This is a genomic window from Streptococcus sanguinis, assembly GCF_050223295.1.
GTDB lineage: Bacteria > Bacillota > Bacilli > Lactobacillales > Streptococcaceae > Streptococcus > Streptococcus sanguinis_X.
This window is the reverse complement of record NZ_CP071424.1, coordinates 2,361,263-2,384,203: the sequence shown is the minus strand read 5'-3', so window position 1 is coordinate 2,384,203 and position 22,941 is coordinate 2,361,263. Positions and strand designations below refer to the sequence as shown.

The following is a 22,941-nucleotide window of genomic DNA, read 5'->3' as shown; positions in this document are numbered from 1 at the left end:
AACTTCCCTCCTTTTCTATAATTTTCTGATTCATACGCATCTTATTTTATCATAAAGGTTCAAAGTTTTCCACAAGAACTGGAAAAGAATTCACATTGTTAGCTGAAGTTATCCACAGAATGTGAATAAAGTTAAAATTTCTTATTTTAATAGGCTTCCTAATTGATTTTACAGTGGATAATCTTGTTATTTTTAAAAAAGAAAATAACAGTTTTATTTAAAACTGTTTATAATTCTTTGATATTCTTCTTCGCTTTCAAAAGGAATAATCAGCTTCCCTTTACTCTGGCTTTTTAACTGAATAGAAACTTTCAGACCGAGAATTTTTTTAATTTTTTCCTCTTCAGATTTAGCAAACAGTTCTTTATTCGGTTTCTTTTTGAGACTCTTTTTTTGTTGGAGAAGCTTTTCAACTGCTCGAACCGATAAATCTTCTCGACAGATCTTTTCCAGCCATAGTAACTGTTCTTCTTCTTTTAAGGGGACCAGCAGGCGAGCATGTCCTTGAGAAATTTCTTCTTCCTTGATAGCTTGGCGAACTTCTTTAGCCAGCTGTAAAAGTCTGACAATATTACTGATATAGGGTCTAGATTTTCCCATGATTTTAGCAATTTCATCATGTGTCAAGCCTTTGTCAATCAAATTTTGATAAGACTCAGCCTCTTCTATAGGATTCAAGTCTTCTCTTTGAAGGTTTTCGATAATGGCCTGTTTCAGCATTTCATCATCAGATAATTCTTTGATGACAGCTGGGATCGTTTCTAGGCCAAGAAAAGAGGCAGCTCTAAATCTCCGTTCGCCTGCTAAAATTTCATAACCAAAAAGTGAAGATTTCCGAAGAATGATTGGCTGAATGAGACCATTTTCTTTGATTGATGCCGCTAATTCTTCAATCTTTTTTTGTGAGAACTCTTTACGAGGCTGATAAGGGTTGGTTCGGATGTCTTTAAGTGCAATATATTGAAAGTTTTCCATTTGTATATAGAATAACACACCTTTACGATTGTGTAAAGGTGTGTTGACAATCTTGTAAATAGGTTAATTTGAGCTTAACTCTTTTGTTGATTTAGTGAGTTTGATTTTGACTGTTTGAGATTTACCATCTCGATAATAAGTAATCTCTACCTCATCTCCAATACTATGCTTGTAGAGAGCAGACTGAAGGTCACTAGTGGATTCCACATCTGTGTTATCTACTTTTGTAATGACATCATTTTTTTGAAGTTTGCCATCAGCAGGCATTCCTTGCTGAACAGAGCGAACAAGAATACCTGATTTCACTGAAGAAGGAAGATTTAATTTAGAAAAATCAGAAGTTGTCAGATTAGATAAATCCATCATTTGAATTCCTAAAGCAGGACGTGTGACTGTTCCATTTTTTTCAAGTTGATTGATAATATTTACGACATCATTAGATGGAATCGCAAATCCCATCCCTTCAACAGAAGTTTGACCATTTGTTGAAATTTTACTTGAAGTAATCCCAATAACTTGTCCTTGGATGTTAATCAACGGACCGCCAGAGTTACCAGGATTGATTGCAGCATCTGTTTGCAATGCAGTTGTTGAAATATTTTCACCATTTTCAGATTGTAATGTAACGTTTCTGCCTAAACTAGAAATAATTCCTTGTGTTACAGAGTTAGCATATTCTGTTCCAAGAGGACTTCCGATAGCGATAGCTGTCTCACCGACTGTCAGAGAACCAGAATCTCCAAATTCAGCGACATCAGTTACTTTTTCAGAGCTAATTTTAACGACAGAGATATCTGAATAAACATCTGATCCAACTACTTCACCTGGAACCTTGTTTCCATCAGCTAGCAAGATATCTACATTAGTTGATCCGTTCAGAACGTGGGTGTTGGTTACCAGATAGGCTGATTTTCCGTCCTTTTTATAAATTACGCCAGAACCTTCACTGGAGATTTGTGATTCATCGTTGGAAGATTCATCATTGATAACGCTGCTGGAAGATTCAGCATAAGTAATTACTGAAACAACGGCATTTTGAACCTTTTTCACAGCTTCTGAAATGTCAGTAGAGTTTTTATATGAAGTAGTTACACTGGTTGTTGAATTTCCATTCATTTTTACACGTGAAGTTACTAATGTAGTAACATAATTTCCTAAACTTCCACCGATAAAACCTATAATTAACACTGCAAAAAGCAATAAAGCCCTTTTGAAGGCAGTTGAAGAGTTTTTCATGTTTTCCTCCTTGAATTACAATTGATGAAATTATAGTTAGCTAAACTTAATTATAACTTAAATCCTCTAAGTTTTCCACACCTTGTGGAAAACTTAGAAAAACTGTTGATAGTCATTAGAAAATACACAGATTAGCCGATTCCCAGATAAATTTTACTTGTTAATAAAGTGTGAAGTATAGATGAATATGATAGAATAAACTTATGAAAATAAAACTTGTAACAGTTGGAAAACTGAAAGAAAAATATTTAAAGGATGGAATTGCTGAATATATGAAGCGTCTCAATCGATTCTGCAAGGTGGAAATGATTGAGCTAGCGGATGAAAAAACACCTGATAAAGCTAGTGATTTAGAAAATCAGCAGATTCTTGAAAAAGAAGGAAATAAAATTCTGGCTAAAATCAATGAGCGTGAATTTGTTATTGCTTTGGCAATTGAAGGAAAGCAATTTCCGTCAGAAAAGTTTAGTCAGATCATGATGGATACTACAGTGCGTGGCTTTTCTGATATCACTTTTGTTATCGGCGGAAGTTTAGGTTTATCTCCTGCAGTAAAAAAACGGGCAAATCTTCTGATGAGTTTTGGAAAATTAACCTTACCTCATCAATTGATGCGACTTGTTTTAATAGAGCAGATCTATCGAGCTTTTATGATTCAGCAGGGGAGTCCTTATCATAAGTAATCTTGACGACAACCCTATTTTCTGATAGAATGAGATGGTATTGGTCTCATAGCTCAGCTGGATAGAGCATTCGCCTTCTAAGCGAACGGTCGCAGGTTCGAATCCTGCTGAGATCAGAAAGGTAAAAAAATGCGGAATATTTTACAATATTTCGTGTTTTTTTCTTCTATTTTTTTGGTATAATGTCATTTTGGGGATAAAAAATGACATTTCAGGGAAAATTGTCACTAACTCTTTCTATTTTTCTATAATGATAAATGTAAGGTGACTTACAAGATAAAAAGATAGGAGATAGTTATGAAAATCTATTCTTTTCAAATTGCTTTAAATAGCAATTCACTTGTTCAAACCTTTTGGGATTTAAGAGGTGTTCCAAATCCATGGGGTTGGATTTTTGGAAGATAAGAATTTTAAAGTTTAGGGGAGAAATTTATGTCACTTGAAATAATTGGATTAATTATTCATCCTTTTATTAATGTAGCTGCATTTTTAGTGATTTTATCAAAAATCACTAAAATTAAGCATACTCGCTTTTTTGTAGCTGTTTGCTTTGGTCTTGAGATTATAGTTCCGTTTATAATTGCTTTTTTAGGACACATATTTTCATTTTCTAGCACAATTCCATCATATACACTGTCATTTTTTCTCCCTCTATTTTTAGTTTGGTATTTTTGTAGAGTTGAAAAAATTAAAAAATATCAATCTTTCTTACTTTCCTTCTTTTTATGTCTGTCAATTGATAGTTCTACTACTTTCTTTTCAGTTATTATTTCATCTGTTTTAGGAGATGATTTTGTAGCTCAGTACATGGGCTTGTTTCTGACATGTATCAACTTAATATCCTTGTTCTTTATGGTAAAGGTTATTGATATTTTTGATTTCAGAATAGATTATCTTAAAAGAAGTTTCTTTAAATCTCAGATTCTGATGATTAGTAGTTTATATGCAATAAATTGGCTGATTTTAAATCTCTCTCATTGGATTAGTAATATAAAGCATTTCAACAGTTTTAGCAGTATGATTGCTACTATTTGTTTCTTGGTCTTTCTTTCTACCTTGGTGACATTCAAGGACAGCCGTGAGAAATACGAGAAAGAAGAGCGTTTGCGTCAAAAAGAATCTGAACAGCTTCGACTTCAGGAATATACTGATGAAATTGTGAGATTATACTATGAAATCAAAGGATTTCGTCATGATTATGCTAGCATGTTGACGAGTATGCAAGTGGCTATTCAAACTGGAGATATCAAGGAAATTGAGCACATTTATCAAGAGGTCTTGGCTGATGCAAATTTGAACCTGCGTTCAGATAAATATACAGTTTTTGATTTGAATAATGTAGGAGATTCAGCTTTAAGGAGTGTCATGACTGAGACAATCTTTCAAGCGCGTGAACATCAGATTCAGCTGACTTTTGAAGTTAAGGATAAAGTGGAACGCCTTCCAATCAAGTTGTTAGATCTGGTGAGAATTGCTAGTATTTTATTAAATAATGCTATTGAGAGTGCCATTGACAGTCTAGAAAAAATTGTTCATGTTTCTCTGGTTCAGCTGGATGATAAAACCATATTTGTTGTTCAAAATTCTCGTAAAGAAGGAAAATTGGATTTGGAAGAACTCTATCAGCCCGAATTTTCAACTAAAGGAGAAAATAGAGGCTATGGATTGAATAACATCAAGGAAATTTTAGATAGGTATGAATTTATCACTCTTGATACACAAATTGAGCCAAACAATTTTACACAGATTTTAACAATTAGGAGATAGAATTTATGAAAGTGTTAGTTTTAGAGGATACCGTATCTCATCAAGTCAGGATGGAAACGACATTAGCAGAAATTGCTGAGGAACTTGGAATTGACATCCAGGTTCAGGTTACAGGAAAAATCAAAGAATTCAAAAAATATATTGAAAATGGAGACGTTAACCAGCTTTATTTTTTGGATATTGACATTAAAGGAGAGGAAACAAAAGGGCTGGAAGTAGCTCAATTTATCCGTCATCATAATCCTTATGCCATTATAGTTTTTGTAACCTCAAAATCTGAATTTGCTACTATGACTTTTAAATATAAAGTTTCAGCACTTGATTTTATCGATAAAGATATCAACAATGATGCTTTTAAAAATAGAATCAAAGACAGTATTCTTTACACTAAGAGTACACTAATTGAAAATACCAATATGGTAGATTATTTTGAATATAGTTATCGTGGCAATGATGTTCGAATGCCTTATAACGATATTTTGTATATCGAAACGACGGGGAGCTCTCATAAACTTCGGATTGTCGGTAAAAATTTTCTCAAGGAGTTTTATGGAACGATAACAGATATTCAAGAAAAAGATCAGCAATCTAAACGATTTTTTTCACCACATAAATCTTATTTGGTTAATATTGGCAACATTGTTGATTATGACAAGAAAAATCGAGAAATTATTTTTTACGAAAATCATCGCTGTCCGGTCACTCGTTTAAGAGTAAAATATCTGAAAGATATTTTCGAAAATAAAGGGAAAAGAGTTGACAAAGCTTAAAAACCTGATATAATGGAATATGTTCTGAAAGAGAGCATACCATATGGTCCGTTGGTCAAGGGGTTAAGACACCGCCTTTTCACGGCGGTAACACGGGTTCGAATCCCGTACGGACTATATTATCCGGCATAGCTCAGTTGGTAGTAGCGCATGACTGTTAATCATGATGTCGTAGGTTCGAGTCCTACTGCCGGAGCTAGAGACACTCCTAGTGGGTGTTTTTTTATTGTTCAAAAAAAGGCCTTCACTAGCATTTTAATGAAGAGCCTTATTTTTTATATTGGTAAGTAGCTGTTTTTTTTTGATATATTTACATTCTCTGTCGTTTCCTACTTAGAAAATTATAGCAAACAAATAAGATTATGCCAGATATGAAGGCAATGCCACCTTCTTTCAGTCCATTAGGAATAAAAGTGAGGACAACATTTCCTTCTCCTTTTTTCACATCTAATTTCATAAAGCCATTTTGAGCTCGTTTTAGTGTGACGGGCTCCCCGTTAAGAGTGGCTGACCATCCCTTATCATAAGGAATGGTAAAGAATAATGAAGTATCCTTTTCCGCTCTATAGTTTGTTTTTACTGTGTTTAAATCAGTAGTTGTGGAAACGGGCTGCTCTTTTAATTTTTGAATGACATTTTGATATTGCTCAGTATTAACGGCAAAAAATTCTGGCGTATCAAAAGAAACCGTCGAATTGTTTGGGAATGTAAAGCGAATAGATACTGTTTGACTTTGACTGAAATAGCCAGCATTAAAGAAAGGAAATACATTATTAGTTGTATAACGTTCTGTAAAGTTATTGACAGTAATGTCAACATCTGTCTGATCATCATTACTAAAATCAATCCCAGCAACATTAACATATAGTTGACTGTTAGCAGGTACATTGACAGTATAGATTACACTAGCAAAGCTTGTATTATGCTCTCTGTCAACATCCACAGTCACTCTGTTACCAATTTGCTTGACATTTTCATTAGTAGTTATAGCATCTACTTTATCATAATATTTAAAATCAAAGCCAGTCAATTGATTCAAAAATTCTGTCTGATTATCTAAAGTCAAATTTGTAAACTTTACATCATGGTAAATATCATTGGTCAGAAAAGCTAAACCAAGTGCAGCATCATTTTGGTAGAGAGACATTTCTTTTTCAGTTTTCTCAGGAAGAAAACCAAATTTTTGAGGATCTGTTTCAGATAGATTGTAGCGAACACCAAAAATACTGTCCATTAAAATACTGTTGTTTTGATAACGGAGATTCAGATTTGTTCCTGCTGATTTAAAACCAAGTTTATCTAAAGTAGAACTTGCCTGAGTATTTCGAACAGATGAGAACTGGGAAATTCCATTGTAGTTGAATTTCATACTGTCATTTCCCGTTTGTGGATTCAATCTTTCAGTTCTAAAAAAGTCAATATTTTCCTTTTTGGAATAATTGACAAGCTTGTCAATCTCGTCAAGATGACTAGCGTAAGATGAACGAGTGGCAAATACCCATTCTTTAGCAATTCCTCCAACTTGATAATAGGAATTAAGCGACAATTCAAAAGTAACAAAGAAGAGCAAGACAGGGAGAATGATTTTTGGTTGAATAGAAGATTTTGCTAAGACAAAGCTAATCAAGAGATAAGCCAGCAGAAATTCTAATGTTAGAATATAATTCTCAGGACCCAAAAAGTCATAATGTTTTCTCTGAATAAAAGTAAGAATGAATCCGAGGCTGAGCAAAGTGAAACTAATGGCAACATTCATTACTTTCACATCTTTCCAACGATTTAAAGTCTCAGCAGCCATATAGATAACTATCAGAGAAAATAGCCAAGAATAACGATGAAGAAACATGTTCGGAGCATGCATTCCCTGCCAAAGTAAGTCTAAATATTGAAGATAAAAACTAGCTATGAAAATTGCAATAAGTAAAAAGTAGCAAAGTTTCACGTGAAACTTAACAGATTTTAAGGTAAAAAATAAGATAGCCAGAATCAATGGGAAGGTGCCGACATAAATCATAGGGATAGAACCATACTTGGTTGTATCAAAACTGCCAATAAAATTTTTAGCAAACACATCTAAAAACCAACTTTTTTCTGTCAACAAGGAAGAAACTTTTGTTAAGGTTTCACCATGAGTACTTATATCTAGGTAAGTTGGCAGAATCATGACTAGGCTAGTCAGACCTGCTAAAGCAGATACGATTGTAAAGTCAAGTAAACTTTTAATTCTATTTTTGAAATCCCAAGATAATTGAAGAAAGTACCAAAAGACCAAAAAGATTGCCATCATATATCCAAAATAATAATTTTGGATGAAGAGAATTGACAGTGTTGTAAAGTATAGTACTCTGCCTTTTCCAGTTATCAACCTATGTAAACCTAGAACAATTAAAGGTGCAAGGATAAACACATCCAGCCAGGTTTTAATTTCCAATTGACTGACTGAAAAACTCATTAAAGAAAATGAAGTTGAAAGAGTGATGATGAGTAAAGCTGGAATCTTTTTGAATATTCCTTTGATGCTGATAAAGGCAGAGAGTCCAATTAATCCAAACTTGATTAAGGTAAATAGATAGACGGCATCTGGCATTGATTTCAAATCAAAGAAATAAACCAAAGGAGATAGGAAGCTACCTAAATAATAACTGGATAAAGCATAGAAATTCTGTCCAAGTCCACTGGAGAAAGTATAGAAAATACTATCTGTGCCATGAAGAATATTTCTTAGGTTGGTATCAAAAATGACATATTGATGAAAGCCGTCACCAAGCAAGGGAGACGTTTCGCTATTCCAGTAAATTCCATACATCAAGTAGACAAAGAACATGATGAAAAATGGAAGAAAGAAGGCACAAAAATAAGGCCAATTTTTTTTAAAATATTCTTTAATGTGATTCATATTTCTTATATAGAAAGAGGCAGAAACGTTGTTTCATGCCTCTGTAAAGCTTTGTAAATATAAGTTGACAAGGAATTAATCTTTCCAAAGTTCCTTGACTTTTGCCTGAACTTCCTGATTTTCCAAGAATTCATCATAGGTTTCGTCAATGCGGTCAATCACACCGTTTTTAGACAGAACAATGATATGGTTGGCCAAGGTTTGAATAAATTCATGGTCATGGCTAGCAAAAATAATGGATCCTTTGAAGTTTTTCAATCCATCATTTAAGCTGGAGATTGATTCCAAATCTAAGTGATTGGTTGGATCGTCCAAGACTAAAACGTTGGATTTAAGCAACATCAACTTAGATAACATAACCCGAACTTTTTCTCCTCCTGACAAGACATTGACAGACTTGTTAACCTCATCTCCAGAGAAAAGCATGCGTCCAAGGAAACCTCGAAGGAAGGTGTTGTCATCCTCTTCTTTGCTAGCAAATTGACGCAGCCAGTCAAGGATTGATTCACCATTAGCAAAGTCACGAGAATTATCTTTTGGTAGGTAAGATTGACTGGTTGTGACACCCCACTTGACAGTTCCTTCATACTCAATATCACCCATCAAAGCACGAATCAAAGCTGTCGTTTGGATGTCGTTTTGGCCAATCAAAGCTGTTTTATCGCCAGGACGTAAAATGAAGTTAATATTATCAAGAATAATTTCTCCGTCTATCTTGACAGAAAGGTTTTCCACTGTCAAGAGATCATTACCGATTTCACGTTCTGCTTTAAAGCTGATAAATGGGTATTTACGGCTAGATGGAACAATTTCTTCTAATTCAATCTTGTCAAGCATCTTTTTACGAGAAGTTGCTTGTTTTGATTTTGAAGCATTGGCAGAAAAGCGAGCAACAAATTCTTGAAGTTGCTTGATTTTTTCTTCTGCTTTGGCATTTCGGTCAGCGAGCAGCTTAGCCGCAAGTTCACTTGATTCTTTCCAGAAATCATAGTTTCCGACATAGAGTTTGATTTTTCCAAAGTCAAGGTCGGCCATATGAGTGCAGACTTTATTCAGAAAGTGACGGTCGTGGGATACAACAATAACTGTATTGTCAAAATCGATAAGAAAGTCTTCCAGCCAAGTAATAGACTGAATATCCAAACCGTTAGTTGGCTCGTCCAGAAGTAAGACATCAGGTTTACCAAAAAGGGCTTTTGCTAAGAGTACTTTAACCTTATCTCCGTTAGAGAGCTCACTCATATTTTGGTAGTGAAGATCTTCCGGAATATTGAGATTTTGCAATAATTGTGAGGCTTCACTTTCAGCTTCCCAGCCACCTAGTTCAGCAAACTCTCCCTCAAGCTCGGCCGCACGTACACCATCTTCATCAGAAAAATCAGGCTTCATATAAATAGCATCTTTTTCTTTCATGATGTTGTAGAGATGCTCATTTCCCATGATTACAACATCAATAGCCCGTTCTTCTTCATAGTCAAAGTGGTTCTGGCGAAGGACTGAAAGACGTTCATTTGGTCCTAGAGAAATGTGGCCTGTTGTTGGCTCGATATCTCCAGCTAAAATTTTTAAAAAGGTTGATTTTCCAGCGCCGTTAGCTCCAATCAATCCATAAGTATTTCCTTCTGTAAATTTGATGTTGACTTCATCAAATAATTTTCGGTCACTGAAACGCAGTGATACATCTGATACTGTAAGCAATGTCTTTCTCCTATATATATAATCTTCTTCATTTTACTAGAAAACAGAACTTTTTTCAAATAATTCTGAGATAAAAAGAAAAAATCTAAGCAAAAAGAAAAAAGGAGAATAGAATGAACTAAGACTTTTAGGTTTTCCAGCCAGAATAGTTTGTTAATTAAGTTTACAAATATTGTAAAGGCGTGTCAATAAAGTTGTAAAAACTGGATTTTTTGCTTTTTTCTAGAAACTTCTTTCTCATTTTCATTGAAAATGATATAATGAACTCATTATAAATTGAGGAGTAATAAATGACTAAACCAATTATTTTAACAGGAGATCGTCCGACAGGAAAATTGCATATTGGTCATTATGTAGGAAGTTTACGGAATCGCGTGCTTTTGCAGGATCAGGGTAAATATGATATGTTCGTATTTTTGGCTGATCAGCAAGCTTTGACAGATCATGCAAAGGACCCTCAGACAATTGTTGAGTCTATTGGGAATGTAGCTTTAGATTATCTAGCGGCTGGATTGGATCCTGAAAAGGTGACTATTTTTATTCAAAGTCAGATTCCTGAGTTGGCAGAGTTGTCAATGTATTATATGAATTTGGTGTCATTGGCTCGTCTTGAACGCAATCCTACTGTCAAGACAGAAATTGCGCAAAAAGGATTTGGGGAAAGTTTACCGACTGGATTTTTAGTTTATCCAATTTCTCAGGCAGCGGATATTACTGCTTTTAAAGCTAATTTTGTACCAGTCGGACATGATCAAAAGCCTATGATTGAGCAGACTCGGGAAATTGTTCGTTCCTTTAACCACGCTTATCAGACAGATGTTTTGGTAGAACCGGAAGGAATTTATCCTGAAAATGAAGCAGCTGGACGTTTGCCTGGTTTGGATGGCAATGCTAAGATGTCTAAGTCTCTCAATAACGGTATTTATCTGGCAGATAATATGGATATTCTGCAAAAGAAAGTTATGAGCATGTATACAGATCCTAATCATATCAGAGTGGAAGATCCTGGAAAAATTGAGGGAAATATGGTCTTTCATTATCTGGATGTTTTTGGCCGCCCCGAAGATGCTGCTGATATTGCTGCAATGAAAGAGCATTATCAAAGAGGTGGTCTGGGAGATGTCAAAACTAAACGCTATCTGTTAGAAATTTTAGAGCGAGAGTTAGGTCCGATTCGTGAGCGTCGTGTGGAGTTTGCTAAAGACATGGGACAGGTCTATCAGATGCTGCAAGAAGGATGCGATAAGGCACGTCAGACTGCCTCTCAGACTCTTTCGGAAGTGAAGTCTGCGATGGGGATTAATTATTTTAAATAACGAACATTATTGATTATAAATCACAAAAACTATCGTTTTTAGTTTTAAAAATGATGGTTTTTATTTTTTGTATAATAATGATTGACAATTTCCTATAGAATGGTATGATATTAACAACAAAAAAACCAGCTCTTATTCAAAGAAAACTGAACTTCAATTTTCTTTGGGTATTAGTTCAAATAAGAAGGAAAAGAGGAAACTGTGGATGTCTAACTGGGACACTAAATTTTTGAAAAAAGGTTTTACCTTTGATGATGTGCTTCTGATTCCAGCTGAAAGCCATGTACTGCCCAATGATGCTGATTTGAGTACCAAGCTTGCTGAGAATTTGACCTTGAATATCCCAATCATTACTGCCGCTATGGACACTGTTACAGAGAGTCAGATGGCTATCGCTATTGCCCGTGCTGGCGGTCTTGGAGTTATCCACAAAAATATGTCTATTGAGCAACAGGCCGATGAAGTTCGAAAGGTTAAACGTTCTGAGAATGGCGTAATTATTGATCCTTTTTTCCTAACGCCAGAGCATACGATTGCTGAAGCAGATGAGTTGATGGGACGTTACCGTATCAGTGGTATTCCTGTTGTAGAAACTCTTGAAAATCGTAAGTTAGTAGGGATTCTAACTAATCGTGATTTGCGTTTTATTTCTGACTATAACCAACCTATTTCTCGCCATATGACCAGTGAGAATCTTGTAACGGCGCCTGTTGGAACAGATTTGGGAACTGCAGAGCGTATTTTGCAAGAGCACCGGATTGAAAAGTTGCCTTTGGTTGACGATAAGGGATGTCTTTCAGGTTTGATTACCATTAAAGATATTGAAAAGGTTATTGAGTTTCCAAATGCTGCTAAAGATGAGTTTGGCCGTCTCTTGGTAGCTGGTGCTGTTGGTGTTACTTCAGATACTTTTGAACGTGCAGAAGCTCTCTTTGAAGCTGGTGCAGATGCGATTGTTATTGATACTGCTCATGGACACTCAGCTGGAGTTTTGCGCAAGATTGCTGAGATTCGTGCTCATTTCCCTGATCGCACCTTGATTGCTGGAAATATTGCAACTGCTGAGGGTGCGCGTGCACTTTTTGATGCAGGTGTGGATGTTGTTAAGGTCGGAATTGGTCCTGGTTCTATCTGTACAACCCGTGTCATTGCTGGTGTTGGTGTTCCTCAAGTAACTGCTATTTATGATGCAGCTGCTGTGGCGCGTGAATATGGAAAAACCATCATTGCTGATGGTGGGATTAAATATTCTGGAGATATTGTTAAGGCCTTGGCTGCAGGTGGAAATGCTGTTATGCTGGGTTCAATGTTTGCAGGAACAGACGAAGCGCCAGGCGAGACGGAAATCTTCCAAGGTCGGAAATTTAAGACTTACCGTGGTATGGGATCTATCGCCGCTATGAAGAAGGGCTCTAGTGACCGTTACTTCCAAGGTTCTGTCAATGAAGCGAATAAGCTAGTTCCAGAAGGAATTGAAGGCCGTGTGGCATACAAGGGAGCTGCTGCAGATATTGTCTTCCAGATGCTTGGTGGTATTCGCTCTGGAATGGGCTATGTTGGTGCTGCAAATCTGCAAGAACTTCACGATAATGCTCAGTTTATTGAGATGAGTGGCGCCGGATTAAAGGAAAGCCACCCTCATGATGTGCAAATTACAAATGAAGCCCCTAACTATTCAGTTCAATAAAAAATAAAACGAGGTCGGGAATTTTTCCTAACCTCGTTTTAAATTTACGATTTAAATTGACATACTTTTACAATTCAAAAGGCTATAAAAGCTGTTCTAACAACAATTCGATATAATTCGTTTACACTATAAGCAAGATTTTGTAAATGAAATTTACAAAAACGTAAATCTCATGTAATGCTAGGATTGAGACATGATTTGTCCTTGCTGAATGGTGAAAATTTTAATATCTTGTGGAAGATTTTTTAAATGTTCTAAAGTTGTTGTAGTGATGAAAGTTTGAATATCCTGAGAGATAGTTTCTAATAATTTTAGTTGACGGTTATTGTCAAGTTCGCTCATTACATCGTCAAGCAACAAAATAGGCGTTTCCTTCGTAGTGCTTTCTATTAACTTGATTTCAGCTAGTTTCAGTGATAAAACAAGACTGCGATGCTGACCTTGACTACCAAAGTTGGCATCCATCTGGTTGATAAAAAAAGCAATATCATCACGATGGGGACCAACACCTGTATTTTTTTTGAATAGGTCGCGTTTACGGCTGTTTAATAAGGAAGAGCGGTAAGTTTCTTCTAAATTGTCAATTTTGTGTAAAGGAATAGACGACAGATACTTGACAGTCAATTTTTCCAGATTTTGAGAGATGTCCCAGTGCTTGTCTTGAGCAAAACTTTCTAATTTTTGCAAAAAATCCAACCGATGCTTTATGACACGACAGCCATAGTCAACCAGCTGTTCATCAAGGACAGTCAAGAAAGTTTCGTCAACTTTATCATTAGCTTTCAGATAGGAATTGCGTTGTTTAAGGACATGATTATAATTGGATAAATCTGATAGATAGACAGGCTTGATTTGTCCAAGCTCAATGTCTATAAATTTACGACGTAGACTGGGGGAGCCTTTAATCAGCTGTAAATCTTCAGGAGCAAACAGGACAACATTCATAGTTCCAATGTAGTCTGATAATTTACTTTGTTTCAAGTGGTTGACTTTTGTGATGCGACCTTTTGGTGTCAAGTTAATGTCAAGGGGAACTTTACCAGTCTTTTTTTCTAAGATGCCAGAAACAAGGAGGTCATTTTCTGTAAAATGAATCAGATCCTTATCTGAGCATGTACGGTGGCTTCTTGTCAAGGCTAGGAAATAAATAGCTTCTAAAATATTGGTTTTACCTTGTGCGTTCTGGCCTAGAAAGACATTTAAGCCAGGATGGAAGTCAATATCAGCTTCCTGATAATTTCGGAAATGCTTGATTTTTAATGATTGCAGCCACATGATTAGATACCAGGGAAGCGAACAGGGCTTTTAGTAGTTTTCTGCTTTTTAGGTACCCCTGTATTCTTACGCTTTTCTTTTTTAGAAATCTGCGATTTTTTTAATTCCTTGTTCATGGCTTTGACAAGTTCAGCAACTCGTTTTTTTTCTGCGATTTCTTTCTGGTGTTGCAGAATTTCTTCTTGACTAGGAGCTGTCAGATTAATTTCAATTCCTTGCTCGGGAAGAGAAATCCTGTCATTGACACGGAGTTTTTTTCCCCGGCGGTTTTCTGGCTCACCGTTAAAAAGAACTGGATATTCACTTAGAAATGTTTTAATTGCTCCGCCGCTTTGGATAATTCCTGTTTCTTTTAAAAGGGCTTGTAGCGTGATGTAGTCATCAAATAATTTATATTCCATATTTCACCTCAACCCTGTCATTATACCATATTTGTTAGTAAAAAGTGCTGAGGTGCTTTGGATAAAATTCGGAAATTTTCTCCTGTTATCAGAAAACGTTTTAATCAGCAAAAAGCTTGGTAGAACAAACAAATCAGAGGCATTTCATGATATAATAGTAGTCTATATTATTCAGTATGAGGGGCGTCATGGAAATCACTAAAGGAGTTCGTCTCCATTTTATTCAATCAGAAAAATTTAAAACAAACAAAATTAGGGTTCGTTTTTCAGCGCCTATGTCCAAAGAAACAGTAGCTGGTCGGGTTTTAACAGCCAGTATGCTAGAAACTGTCAATGCGGTTTATCCTACTTCGCAGGCCTTCAGGGAACGTTTGGCCAATTTGTATGGAGCTGATTATTCTACGAGTCTTTCAAGGAGAGGATTGGTCCATTATTTAGATATCAATCTTTCTTTTGTGCGGGATAAATTTTTGAGTCGTAAGAATGTCCTGACAGATGCCATGCTTGATTTTTTGAAAGCCAGCTTGTTTTCTCCATTGGTAAGTCAGGACGCTTTTGATGAATCTGCTTTTGAAATTGAGAAGAAAAATATCTTGAATGATTTGGAAGCTGAAATTGAGAATCATTTTTATCATGCTCATCGAGAATTAGACAAACTCTTTTATGAAGAAGAGGAAATGCAGATGCCTCGTGTTGGGACGATTGAATTAATCCAGAAAGAGACAGCTGCAAGCAGTTTTGCTGCTTTTCAGCAGATGCTTCAGGAAAATCAGATTGACTTTTTCTTTATTGGGGACTTTAATGAAGTGGCTGTTCGGGAGAAAATTCAATCTTTCAATTTTGCACCTCGTCAGCAAGAACTTCAGTTAGTTTATCAGCAAGAATATTCCAATGTTTTGCGAGAAGGACTGGAGCAGAAAGATGTCCATCAGTCAATTATTGAGTTAGGCTATCACTTCCCTATTCAGTACGGAGAGAGTGAGCACCTGCCTTTGGTCGTTTTAAATGCTTTGCTAGGTGGCTTTGCCCATTCGAAATTATTTGTCAATCTTCGTGAAAAGGAAGGGCTGGCTTATACAATTTCTAGCAATTTTGATATTTTTTCAGGAATGATGCGGATTTACGCTGGTATTGACCGCAGTAATCGGACCAGAACAATTGCTTTAATCAACCGACAGATTCTTGATTTGAAGCGCGGGAATTTTAGTCAGGAAGAACTGAATCAAACCAAGAAAATGCTGAGAAATTCAGTATTGTTAGCTCAGGATCGACAGAATACAATCTTAGAGAGAGCTTATATGTCTTCTGTTTTAGGGAACAAATTCTTATCTCTTGAAGCTTGGCTGGAAGCTTTGGAACAGGTTCGTAAGGATGATATTATCAAGGCAGCTGGTCAGTTGAAATTACAAGCTATTTACTTTATGGAAGGAAAATAATGCAGGGAGAAGTGCTAGAAAAAATCAATTATTCAGCAGTAGGAGAAACTGTCTATCAGACAGTATTAGCAAACGGTTTGCGTGTTTTTCTTCTGCCTAAAAATGATTTTAATGAAACTTATGGGATTATCTCAACTAATTTTGGTTCAGTGGATACTGGGATTGTTTCACGTGAAACCAAGCAGATCACTCAATATCCGGCTGGAATAGCTCATTTTTTGGAACATAAGCTTTTTGAAGGCCCGCAAGGAAAGGATTTGCTGCTTGAATTTACTAAGCTAGGGGCTGAGAGTAATGCCTTTACAAGCTTTACTCGGACCAGCTATCTGTTTTCTGCAACGGATAACATTTCAGAAAATCTACAGCTTTTGCAAGAACTGGTGCATCGGGCTGATTTCACAAAAGAATCTATTTTGCGGGAACAGGATATTATCGGCCAAGAAATTGAAATGTATCAGGATAATCCAGATTATCGTCTCTTTTTTGGAGCCTTGGCCAATCTCTATCCTCAAACACCTCTGGCAGAAGACATTGCAGGAACGAAAGAGTCCATCTCTGAGATTACCGTCGAAAATTTGAAGGAAAATTTCAAGAACTTTTATCATCCTTCTAATATGACTTTGTTTGTAATTGGTAATTTTGATTTGGAACAGATAGCTGCAGAGATTGCTGAACAGCAGGAAAAACTAGTTTTTCCTGAGAGCTCTGAACCGATTGAAAAAATTCCTGTTACCCTTCACCCAGTGGTATCAACGGATATCTACCGAATGGAGGTGGCTAGTCCAAAACTGGCAGTTGGGATTCGAGGTACAGACTCTGTTGATGAATCGGAGTTGTATCGCTATAAAATCACTTTGAAACTTTTATTTGCCATGATGTTTGGCTGGACTTCCAAGCGTTTCCAATCCCTCTATGAAAGTGGGAAAATGGATAATTCTTTAACGCTGGAAGTGGAAGTAGAAAAAGATTTTCACTTTGTCATGCTGACGATGGATACTCAGGAACCGGTGGGACTTTCTCATCAATTTCGTTCAGCCATCAAGAATTTTGACAAGGATCCGGATGTGACAGAAGAGCATTTGGATACGATTAAAAGCGAGATGTTTGGTGATTTTCTGCACGGTTTAAACTCGCTTGAGTATATTGCAACCCAATATGAACCGCATTTGACGGGTGAGAATCTGTTTGATTTGCCGAAAATTTTACAGGACATCAGCTTGAATGATGTGATAAAACTAGGTCATCGATTTATCGATCAGTGTGATATGACAGATTTTACTATTTTTCCAAAATAATTCCAGAATCGTTTTTAAAATTTTGTTAAAATAGTGAAGAATAGAAATAAGGGAAAAGTACGTATGAGAAAAAAAACGATAGGAGAAGTGTTGAAGCTTGCCCGGACCAATCAAGGGCTGAGCTTAGAGGAATTGTCAAAAAAGACAGATATCCAGCAGGATTTGCTGGAAGCGCTGGAACGAAATGACTATGATTTGCTTCCTAGTCCTTTCTATGCACGTAGCTTCTTGCGGAAATATGCTTGGGCTGTAGATTTGGATGAATCCATTATTTTGGAGGCTTACGAAGCTGGTGAGATGATAGTTTTTGATGAAGTGGCACTGGCAGCAGATGAGGAATTCAGGAGCAGAAAAAATAAAAATAAAAGCTCTTTTCTGCCCTTGTTCTATTTTCTCTTGTTGGCTTCAGCTATTGCTGCTTTCGTGGCATACTATATCTGGAGCTATGCTCATACTAATTCGGTAAGTTTTAAAGCATCTGACAACAACTATAGTCTGGTTTCCTCTACAAGCACTAACAGTCAGAAGAGTTCCTTTTCTTCAGCTGATTCTAAGTCAGTTTCTTCCTCGGCTAGCAAGTTGACAGTTAGTGGAAGCGGAGATAATTTGACTGCTGAGTACAGCGGAGCAAGTCAGCCTGTCAAAGTGACCGTTTCTGTGGAGCAAACGACCAATTTGGTAAGCATAAGCGATTCAGAACTAGCCGAAGGCGTCACCTTATCTCCTGAAAAATCAAGCCAGACGGTTGCTCTTGAGCCAGGCAATAAGTATCTTATAACGTTAGCACCTGTTAAAGGAGCAACTGTGACGATAGAGGGACAAAAACTAGATACTTCGGCTTTGACTAGCGATAGTGGAACCATTAGTTTGAACATTACGAAAGGATAAAAACGAAGGGAATACCATGAAAAAAGAAAATATTCCAAACGCCTTAACTCTTGTTAGAATTGCTTTAATCCCTGTATTTGTTGTGATTTTAACATTCGGTCATTCTTATCCCATGCATATCTTAGCAGCTTTTATCTTTGCTTTTGCCAGTATAACTGATTATCTAGATGGTTATTTGGCTCGAAAGTGGGAAGTAGTAACAAATTTTGGCAAATTTGCTGATCCCATGGCTGATAAGCTTTTAGTGATGTCTGCTTTTATCATGTTAATCGAGATGAAAATGGCTCCTGCCTGGGTTGTGGCTATTATTATTTGCCGGGAATTGGCAGTAACAGGTCTGCGCTTGCTTCTAGTGGAAACAGGCGGTACAGTCTTGGCGGCTGCTATGCCTGGTAAAATCAAGACCTTCACGCAGATGTTTGCTATTATTTTTCTACTGATTCATTGGACTCTCTTAGGGCAAATCCTTTTGTATATCGCTTTAATCTTTACGATTTATTCTGGATATGACTACTTCAAGGGAAGTGCCTATCTCTTTAAAGATACCTTTAAATAATATGGAAAATATCATCGAAGTAAGAAATCTTAAGTACAAATACGATAGTGAGTCTGAGAATTACACTTTAAACGATGTCTCCTTTCAGGTAAAAAAAGGGGAATGGCTGTCTATTGTCGGTCATAATGGCAGTGGAAAATCAACCACTGTTCGTTTGATTGACGGTCTTTTAGAAGCGGAAAGCGGAGATATTATTATCTCAGGCGATAAGCTAACAGCTGAAAATGTCTGGGAAAAACGCAGACAGATTGGCATGGTATTCCAAAATCCAGATAATCAGTTTGTCGGTGCAACTGTAGAAGACGATGTAGCCTTTGGTTTGGAAAATCAAGGGCTGGACTATGATCTGATGGTAGAGCGAGTCCAGCAGGCATTAGAGCTTGTCGGCATGCAGGATTTTAAGGAGCGTGAACCAGCTCGTCTTTCCGGAGGCCAGAAACAGCGGGTAGCTGTTGCAGGTGTGGTAGCTCTGAGACCGGATATTATTATTTTGGATGAAGCAACTAGCATGCTGGATCCAGAGGGACGTTTGGATCTTATCCAGACCGTGAAAAAAATTAAAGATAGTAATCAGCTGACCGTCATTTCTATCACTCATGACCTGGATGAAATAGCCTTAAGCGACCGTGTTTTGGTCATGAAAGAGGGTCAGGTTGAATCTACCGCTACCCCGAGAGAACTTTTTTCTCGAGAAGATTTAGAAGAGCTAGGATTGGATCAGCCATTTGTTAATCAGGTAAAGACGGCTTTGCGTCAGTCAGGGCTTCCTCTGCCAGACTCTTACTTAACAGAAAAAGAATTGCAGGATCAACTATGGGCATTACTCTCAAAAATGTAAGTTATACTTATCAAGCTGGCACCCCTTTTGAGGGACCAGCGCTTTTTGGGGTGGATTTGGAGATAAAATCCGGCAGCTATACCGCTCTTATCGGCCATACAGGCAGCGGTAAGTCAACCATTCTCCAGCTTTTAAATGGCTTGCTGGTTCCCAATCAGGGCAGTGTTGAAGTAGGCAGTACAGTCATCACAGCTGATTCCGTCAATAAAGACATTAAACAGGTACGCAAGAAGGTCGGTCTGGTCTTTCAATTTCCAGAAAGTCAAGTTTTTGATGAAACAGTTTTGAAAGATGTGGCTTTTGGTCCTCAGAATTTTGGTGTTTCTAAGGAAGAAGCGGAAGCTTTGGCGCGTGAAAAGCTGCACTTAGTCGGAATTTCTGAGGATTTGTTCAATCGCAGTCCTTTCGAACTTTCTGGTGGCCAGATGCGCAGGGTGGCCATAGCAGGTATACTGGCTATGGAGCCTGATATCTTGGTTTTGGACGAGCCGACAGCAGGACTTGATCCATCTGGTCGAAAAGAACTGATGAGGCTCTTTGAAGAGCTGCATCGTGCCGGTATGACCATTGTTTTGGTAACACACCTAATGGATGATGTAGCCAACTTTGCTGATACAGTCTATGTTTTAGATAAGGGCAGAGTAGTCAAGAGCGGTCAGCCTGCTCAGGTCTTTCAGGATTTGGATTTTATGGAGAGTATTCAATTGGGTGTTCCTAAGATTACAAAATTTGCTCACGAATTGGCGGAGAAAGGGATGAATTTCTCGCATTATCCTATTACAATTGAAGAATTCAAGGAGATCTTGCATGGATAAGTTGATTTTAGGTCGCTATATTCCCGGAAATTCAATTATCCATCGTTTGGATCCGCGGAGCAAGTTGCTGGCGATGTTTCTTTTTATTCTATTAATTTTCTGGGCTAATAATCTTGTGACTAATCTGCTGTTGTTTGTTTTCGTTTTTAGTTTGGTCTTGCTGTCCAAGGTTCCTTTGAAGTTCTTTTTAAAGGGTATCCAGTCCATGGTTTTTATCATAGCTTTTACTACCTTGTTCCAGCTGTTTTTGACCTCGGGAGGAGCCACAATCTTTCGATTCGCTTTTGTCAGAATTACAGAACTAGGACTGTCACAGGCTGGCATTATTTTTAGCCGATTTATTCTGATTATTTTCTTTTCTACTCTTCTGACTCTGACAACGACGCCCTTAAGCTTGTCCGATGCGGTTGAGTCTTTGCTGAAACCTCTGAAGGTTTTCAAGGTGCCAGCACATGAGATTGGCCTGATGCTCTCTATGAGCCTGCGCTTCGTTCCAACTTTAATGGATGATACTACTCGGATTATGAACGCCCAGAGGGCGCGTGGTGTTGACTTTGGTGAGGGAAAGCTTGTTCAAAAGGTTAAATCTATTATTCCCATTCTAATCCCTTTGTTTGCTTCTAGTTTTAAAAGGGCAGATGCTCTAGCTATTGCCATGGAAGCACGTGGCTATAATGGAGGTGAAGGTCGGACACGTTTTCGCCGATTAGCATGGAAAAGAAATGACAGCTTGGCTATTATTAGCTTACTTATATTAGGTATTCTACTTTATATATTGAAAAACTGATCTGCTGTTTAAAGTGTTTTTAGAGAATAGTATAAGTTAAACTTGTCTATTTTTTGCTTGGTCAAAGAAAATATTTGGCAAAAAAGCTGTAAAAGTCTGTTTTTAACGTCTAAACTAAATGTTCTTGTAACGTTTGACTTGGTAATGTAACTTTTTGGTAATATTTTATGTGTAAGATAGTATTATCACCGAAAGGAGAATTACATTTTAATGAACAAAAAAACAGCAAAATGGACTTTAACAGGTGCAGTCGCTGCAGCGGCTTTCTTGGTTTCAGGTATTGCAAATGCTGAGACCTATACAGTTGAAGCCGGTGATACTTTATCAGCTATTGCTAACGAAAAAAATACAACTCTTGAGAAATTAGTAGAGTTAAACAAGATTGCAGATCCAAATCATATCCGTGTTGGTCAAATCTTGGAACTTGGAAATAGTGCCAAAACGTCTGAAACAAGCGTAGCAGCAACTGCAACTCCCGTAAATAATTATGCAGCACCTGCAGCAACAGCTAATTCAGCAGCAACTTCAGGGGGCCTTGTACTTAGCAATGGTAATACCGCTGGTGCAACTGGTTCTTATGCAGCATCACGTATGGCAGAAATGACAGGTGTTCCTGCATCAACTTGGGAAGCTATCATTGCCCGTGAATCAAATGGTCAAGTAGATGCTTACAACCCTTCAGGTGCTAGTGGTCTTTTCCAAACAATGCCAGGTTGGGGCTCAACTGCTACTGTTGATGATCAAATCCAATCAGCATATAGTGCCTACAGTGCTCAAGGGCTTTCAGCTTGGGGCTATTAAGATAGAAACTAAAAAACCACAGATTTCTGTGGTTTTTTAGTTTACATTACATAAAGTTGACAATTTATAAGCAGAAAATGATAGTGTAGATAAAGATTTAAAGGTAACAATCTTATCTAGATTGACAAATGTGTAAAGTTATAAAAAGTGTTCGTTCAATATTTTTAAAATATGCTTGGGAGAATTAGCCAGCAAATCTGCTCCATTTTCTAGTAACTCTCTTTGGCTGCCAAAGCCCCAAAGAACTCCTAGAGTTGAGATTCCTACTTCTTTACCGCCAATTATATCAAACTTTGTATCACCTATAATTATGGTTTCTTCTGGATTTGCATCTAGTGTTTGCAGAGCTCGGCGCAGAACATCTGCTTTGTGAAATGAATCTGGCAGTGAGCCAAAAATATCATCAAATTGCTCAGAGATAGCTAGATTTGCTAATAGATCTTGTGCTGTGGGTTGATTTTTACTCGTTGTTACATAAATCTGATAGCCAGCTTCTTTTAACTGTGTCAGCAATTCAGGTATCCCCTCATAGAGGCGGACGCCCCAGATGCCTTTTTCCTTATAGAAGCTGCGATAATAGTTAATCGCTTCTGGGACTTGGCTTTCTTCAAGAACGGTGGCGAAGCTTACTTCCAGAGGCGGCCCCATAAAACTTTTTATAATACTTTCTTCAGGACACTCTTTTCCAAGTTGTTTAAAACTGTATTCAAAGGATTTTTGGATGCCCTTTGAACTGTCAACTAGGGTTCCATCCAAATCAAAGAAGATATATTTCAAATGGCTCATCTTGTCTCCTTGTTTACTATCTAGTAAATCTACTT

General features: G+C 37.2%; 21 protein-coding genes and 3 tRNA genes. 17 read left to right on the top strand and 7 right to left on the bottom strand.

Annotated elements, in window-relative coordinates:
- Positions 1–213: 213 nt before the first annotated feature.
- Together J1C77_RS11840 and J1C77_RS11835 are read right to left on the bottom strand one after the other, a co-directional pair.
- Positions 214–975, bottom strand: coding sequence for a ParB/RepB/Spo0J family partition protein (locus J1C77_RS11840; RefSeq protein ID WP_002922823.1), 762 nt, complete (start codon positions 973–975; stop codon positions 214–216).
- Between the two features lie 63 nt (positions 976–1,038).
- Complete coding sequence (locus J1C77_RS11835; RefSeq protein WP_002922824.1) at positions 1,039–2,211, bottom strand: S1C family serine protease; 1,173 nt, start codon at positions 2,209–2,211, stop codon at positions 1,039–1,041.
- 203 nt (positions 2,212–2,414) lie between these two features.
- Here J1C77_RS11835 and rlmH point away from each other — a divergent pair, with 203 nt between their 5' ends.
- From rlmH to J1C77_RS11800, 7 genes are all read left to right on the top strand, one after another.
- Positions 2,415–2,894 (top strand): 23S rRNA (pseudouridine(1915)-N(3))-methyltransferase RlmH, encoded by a 480-nt coding sequence (rlmH, locus tag J1C77_RS11830; protein WP_002922825.1) that lies wholly within the window; start codon positions 2,415–2,417, stop codon positions 2,892–2,894.
- Between the two features lie 42 nt (positions 2,895–2,936).
- Positions 2,937–3,010, top strand: a tRNA-Arg gene (locus tag J1C77_RS11825).
- A gap of 181 nt (positions 3,011–3,191) precedes the next feature.
- Positions 3,192–3,299: a competence protein gene (locus J1C77_RS11820; RefSeq protein ID WP_002905686.1), complete on the top strand. Its 108-nt coding sequence runs from the start codon at positions 3,192–3,194 to the stop codon at positions 3,297–3,299.
- Positions 3,300–3,326: 27 nt separating this feature from the next.
- Positions 3,327–4,661 (top strand): competence system sensor histidine kinase ComD, encoded by a 1,335-nt coding sequence (gene comD, locus J1C77_RS11815; RefSeq protein ID WP_002922826.1) that lies wholly within the window; start codon positions 3,327–3,329, stop codon positions 4,659–4,661.
- 5 nt (positions 4,662–4,666) lie between these two features.
- Positions 4,667–5,431, top strand: coding sequence for a competence system response regulator transcription factor ComE (comE, locus tag J1C77_RS11810; RefSeq protein WP_002899424.1), 765 nt, complete (start codon positions 4,667–4,669; stop codon positions 5,429–5,431).
- A 45-nt stretch (positions 5,432–5,476) separates the two neighbouring features.
- Positions 5,477–5,548: transfer RNA gene (locus tag J1C77_RS11805), tRNA-Glu, on the top strand.
- A gap of 5 nt (positions 5,549–5,553) precedes the next feature.
- Positions 5,554–5,627 (top strand) — tRNA-Asn (locus J1C77_RS11800).
- A 114-nt stretch (positions 5,628–5,741) separates the two neighbouring features.
- On the opposite strand, the gene J1C77_RS11795 is transcribed toward J1C77_RS11800, so the two are convergent.
- Positions 5,742–8,327 (bottom strand): YfhO family protein, encoded by a 2,586-nt coding sequence (locus J1C77_RS11795; protein WP_002922827.1) that lies wholly within the window; start codon positions 8,325–8,327, stop codon positions 5,742–5,744.
- Positions 8,328–8,402: 75 nt separating this feature from the next.
- Complete coding sequence (locus J1C77_RS11790; protein ID WP_002922828.1) at positions 8,403–10,025, bottom strand: ATP-binding cassette domain-containing protein; 1,623 nt, start codon at positions 10,023–10,025, stop codon at positions 8,403–8,405.
- Between the two features lie 290 nt (positions 10,026–10,315).
- Between J1C77_RS11790 and trpS the strand changes: the two genes are divergently transcribed.
- On the top strand, positions 10,316–11,341 hold the full coding sequence (gene trpS / locus J1C77_RS11785; protein WP_002922829.1) for a tryptophan--tRNA ligase: 1,026 nt from the start codon (positions 10,316–10,318) through the stop codon (positions 11,339–11,341).
- A gap of 205 nt (positions 11,342–11,546) precedes the next feature.
- Positions 11,547–13,028, top strand: coding sequence for an IMP dehydrogenase (gene guaB, locus J1C77_RS11780; RefSeq protein WP_042763084.1), 1,482 nt, complete (start codon positions 11,547–11,549; stop codon positions 13,026–13,028).
- Between the two features lie 180 nt (positions 13,029–13,208).
- Here guaB and recF read toward each other — a convergent pair whose 3' ends face one another.
- Positions 13,209–14,303: a DNA replication/repair protein RecF gene (gene recF / locus J1C77_RS11775; RefSeq protein WP_049547777.1), complete on the bottom strand. Its 1,095-nt coding sequence runs from the start codon at positions 14,301–14,303 to the stop codon at positions 13,209–13,211.
- A 2-nt stretch (positions 14,304–14,305) separates the two neighbouring features.
- The gene (yaaA, locus tag J1C77_RS11770) at positions 14,306–14,704 is read right to left on the bottom strand and encodes a S4 domain-containing protein YaaA (RefSeq protein ID WP_002922833.1); all 399 of its coding nucleotides are present in this window, start codon (positions 14,702–14,704) and stop codon (positions 14,306–14,308) included.
- A gap of 188 nt (positions 14,705–14,892) precedes the next feature.
- Between yaaA and yfmF the strand changes: the two genes are divergently transcribed.
- The 8 genes from yfmF to J1C77_RS11730 all read left to right on the top strand — a co-directional run bounded on the left by yfmF (position 14,893) and on the right by J1C77_RS11730 (position 22,120).
- Entirely contained in the window at positions 14,893–16,140 is a 1,248-nt protein-coding gene (gene yfmF, locus J1C77_RS11765; RefSeq protein WP_328263234.1) for an EF-P 5-aminopentanol modification-associated protein YfmF, read from the top strand.
- Complete coding sequence (gene yfmH / locus J1C77_RS11760; protein ID WP_002922835.1) at positions 16,140–17,435, top strand: EF-P 5-aminopentanol modification-associated protein YfmH; 1,296 nt, start codon at positions 16,140–16,142, stop codon at positions 17,433–17,435. Before yfmF ends, yfmH begins: the two co-directional genes overlap by 1 nt.
- Positions 17,436–17,468: 33 nt before the next feature.
- The gene (gene rodZ, locus J1C77_RS11755; protein WP_002922839.1) at positions 17,469–18,323 is read left to right on the top strand and encodes a cytoskeleton protein RodZ; all 855 of its coding nucleotides are present in this window, start codon (positions 17,469–17,471) and stop codon (positions 18,321–18,323) included.
- Positions 18,324–18,339: 16 nt separating this feature from the next.
- Positions 18,340–18,879, top strand: coding sequence for a CDP-diacylglycerol--glycerol-3-phosphate 3-phosphatidyltransferase (pgsA, locus tag J1C77_RS11750; RefSeq protein WP_002922841.1), 540 nt, complete (start codon positions 18,340–18,342; stop codon positions 18,877–18,879).
- Position 18,880: 1 nt separating this feature from the next.
- A complete protein-coding gene (locus tag J1C77_RS11745) occupies positions 18,881–19,717 on the top strand; it encodes an energy-coupling factor ABC transporter ATP-binding protein (protein WP_002922842.1) in 837 nt (278 codons plus the stop codon).
- Positions 19,693–20,532 (top strand): energy-coupling factor ABC transporter ATP-binding protein, encoded by an 840-nt coding sequence (locus tag J1C77_RS11740; protein ID WP_002894262.1) that lies wholly within the window; start codon positions 19,693–19,695, stop codon positions 20,530–20,532. The genes J1C77_RS11745 and J1C77_RS11740 overlap by 25 nt, the downstream gene beginning before the upstream one ends.
- Positions 20,525–21,319: an energy-coupling factor transporter transmembrane component T family protein gene (locus tag J1C77_RS11735; RefSeq protein ID WP_002905670.1), complete on the top strand. Its 795-nt coding sequence runs from the start codon at positions 20,525–20,527 to the stop codon at positions 21,317–21,319. Before J1C77_RS11740 ends, J1C77_RS11735 begins: the two co-directional genes overlap by 8 nt.
- 210 nt (positions 21,320–21,529) lie before the next feature.
- Positions 21,530–22,120, top strand: a complete 591-nt coding sequence (locus tag J1C77_RS11730) for a LysM peptidoglycan-binding domain-containing protein (RefSeq protein WP_002894257.1) — start codon at positions 21,530–21,532, stop codon at positions 22,118–22,120.
- A gap of 138 nt (positions 22,121–22,258) precedes the next feature.
- Here the strand turns inward: J1C77_RS11730 and J1C77_RS11725 are convergent, their stop codons facing one another.
- Positions 22,259–22,906, bottom strand: coding sequence for an HAD family hydrolase (locus J1C77_RS11725; protein ID WP_002922844.1), 648 nt, complete (start codon positions 22,904–22,906; stop codon positions 22,259–22,261).
- Positions 22,907–22,941 lie beyond the last annotated feature (35 nt).

What these genes read in the sequence shown, in the direction of transcription:
- yaaA (WP_002922833.1), bottom strand. Translation starts at nt 14,704, where the DNA reads ATGGAATATAAATTATTTGATGACTACATCACGCTACAAGCCCTTTTA.
- J1C77_RS11735 (WP_002905670.1), top strand. Translation starts at nt 20,525, where the DNA reads ATGGATAAGTTGATTTTAGGTCGCTATATTCCCGGAAATTCAATTATC.
- rlmH (WP_002922825.1), top strand. Translation starts at nt 2,415, where the DNA reads ATGAAAATAAAACTTGTAACAGTTGGAAAACTGAAAGAAAAATATTTA.
- yfmH (WP_002922835.1), top strand. Translation starts at nt 16,140, where the DNA reads ATGCAGGGAGAAGTGCTAGAAAAAATCAATTATTCAGCAGTAGGAGAA.
- J1C77_RS11725 (WP_002922844.1), bottom strand. Translation starts at nt 22,906, where the DNA reads ATGAGCCATTTGAAATATATCTTCTTTGATTTGGATGGAACCCTAGTT.
- recF (WP_049547777.1), bottom strand. Translation starts at nt 14,303, where the DNA reads ATGTGGCTGCAATCATTAAAAATCAAGCATTTCCGAAATTATCAGGAA.
- J1C77_RS11795 (WP_002922827.1), bottom strand. Translation starts at nt 8,327, where the DNA reads ATGAATCACATTAAAGAATATTTTAAAAAAAATTGGCCTTATTTTTGT.
- comD (WP_002922826.1), top strand. Translation starts at nt 3,327, where the DNA reads ATGTCACTTGAAATAATTGGATTAATTATTCATCCTTTTATTAATGTA.
- J1C77_RS11835 (WP_002922824.1), bottom strand. Translation starts at nt 2,211, where the DNA reads ATGAAAAACTCTTCAACTGCCTTCAAAAGGGCTTTATTGCTTTTTGCA.
- J1C77_RS11820 (WP_002905686.1), top strand. Translation starts at nt 3,192, where the DNA reads ATGAAAATCTATTCTTTTCAAATTGCTTTAAATAGCAATTCACTTGTT.
- trpS (WP_002922829.1), top strand. Translation starts at nt 10,316, where the DNA reads ATGACTAAACCAATTATTTTAACAGGAGATCGTCCGACAGGAAAATTG.
- pgsA (WP_002922841.1), top strand. Translation starts at nt 18,340, where the DNA reads ATGAAAAAAGAAAATATTCCAAACGCCTTAACTCTTGTTAGAATTGCT.
- J1C77_RS11730 (WP_002894257.1), top strand. Translation starts at nt 21,530, where the DNA reads ATGAACAAAAAAACAGCAAAATGGACTTTAACAGGTGCAGTCGCTGCA.
- J1C77_RS11840 (WP_002922823.1), bottom strand. Translation starts at nt 975, where the DNA reads ATGGAAAACTTTCAATATATTGCACTTAAAGACATCCGAACCAACCCT.
- comE (WP_002899424.1), top strand. Translation starts at nt 4,667, where the DNA reads ATGAAAGTGTTAGTTTTAGAGGATACCGTATCTCATCAAGTCAGGATG.
- J1C77_RS11745 (WP_002922842.1), top strand. Translation starts at nt 18,881, where the DNA reads ATGGAAAATATCATCGAAGTAAGAAATCTTAAGTACAAATACGATAGT.
- guaB (WP_042763084.1), top strand. Translation starts at nt 11,547, where the DNA reads ATGTCTAACTGGGACACTAAATTTTTGAAAAAAGGTTTTACCTTTGAT.
- J1C77_RS11740 (WP_002894262.1), top strand. Translation starts at nt 19,693, where the DNA reads ATGGGCATTACTCTCAAAAATGTAAGTTATACTTATCAAGCTGGCACC.
- yfmF (WP_328263234.1), top strand. Translation starts at nt 14,893, where the DNA reads ATGGAAATCACTAAAGGAGTTCGTCTCCATTTTATTCAATCAGAAAAA.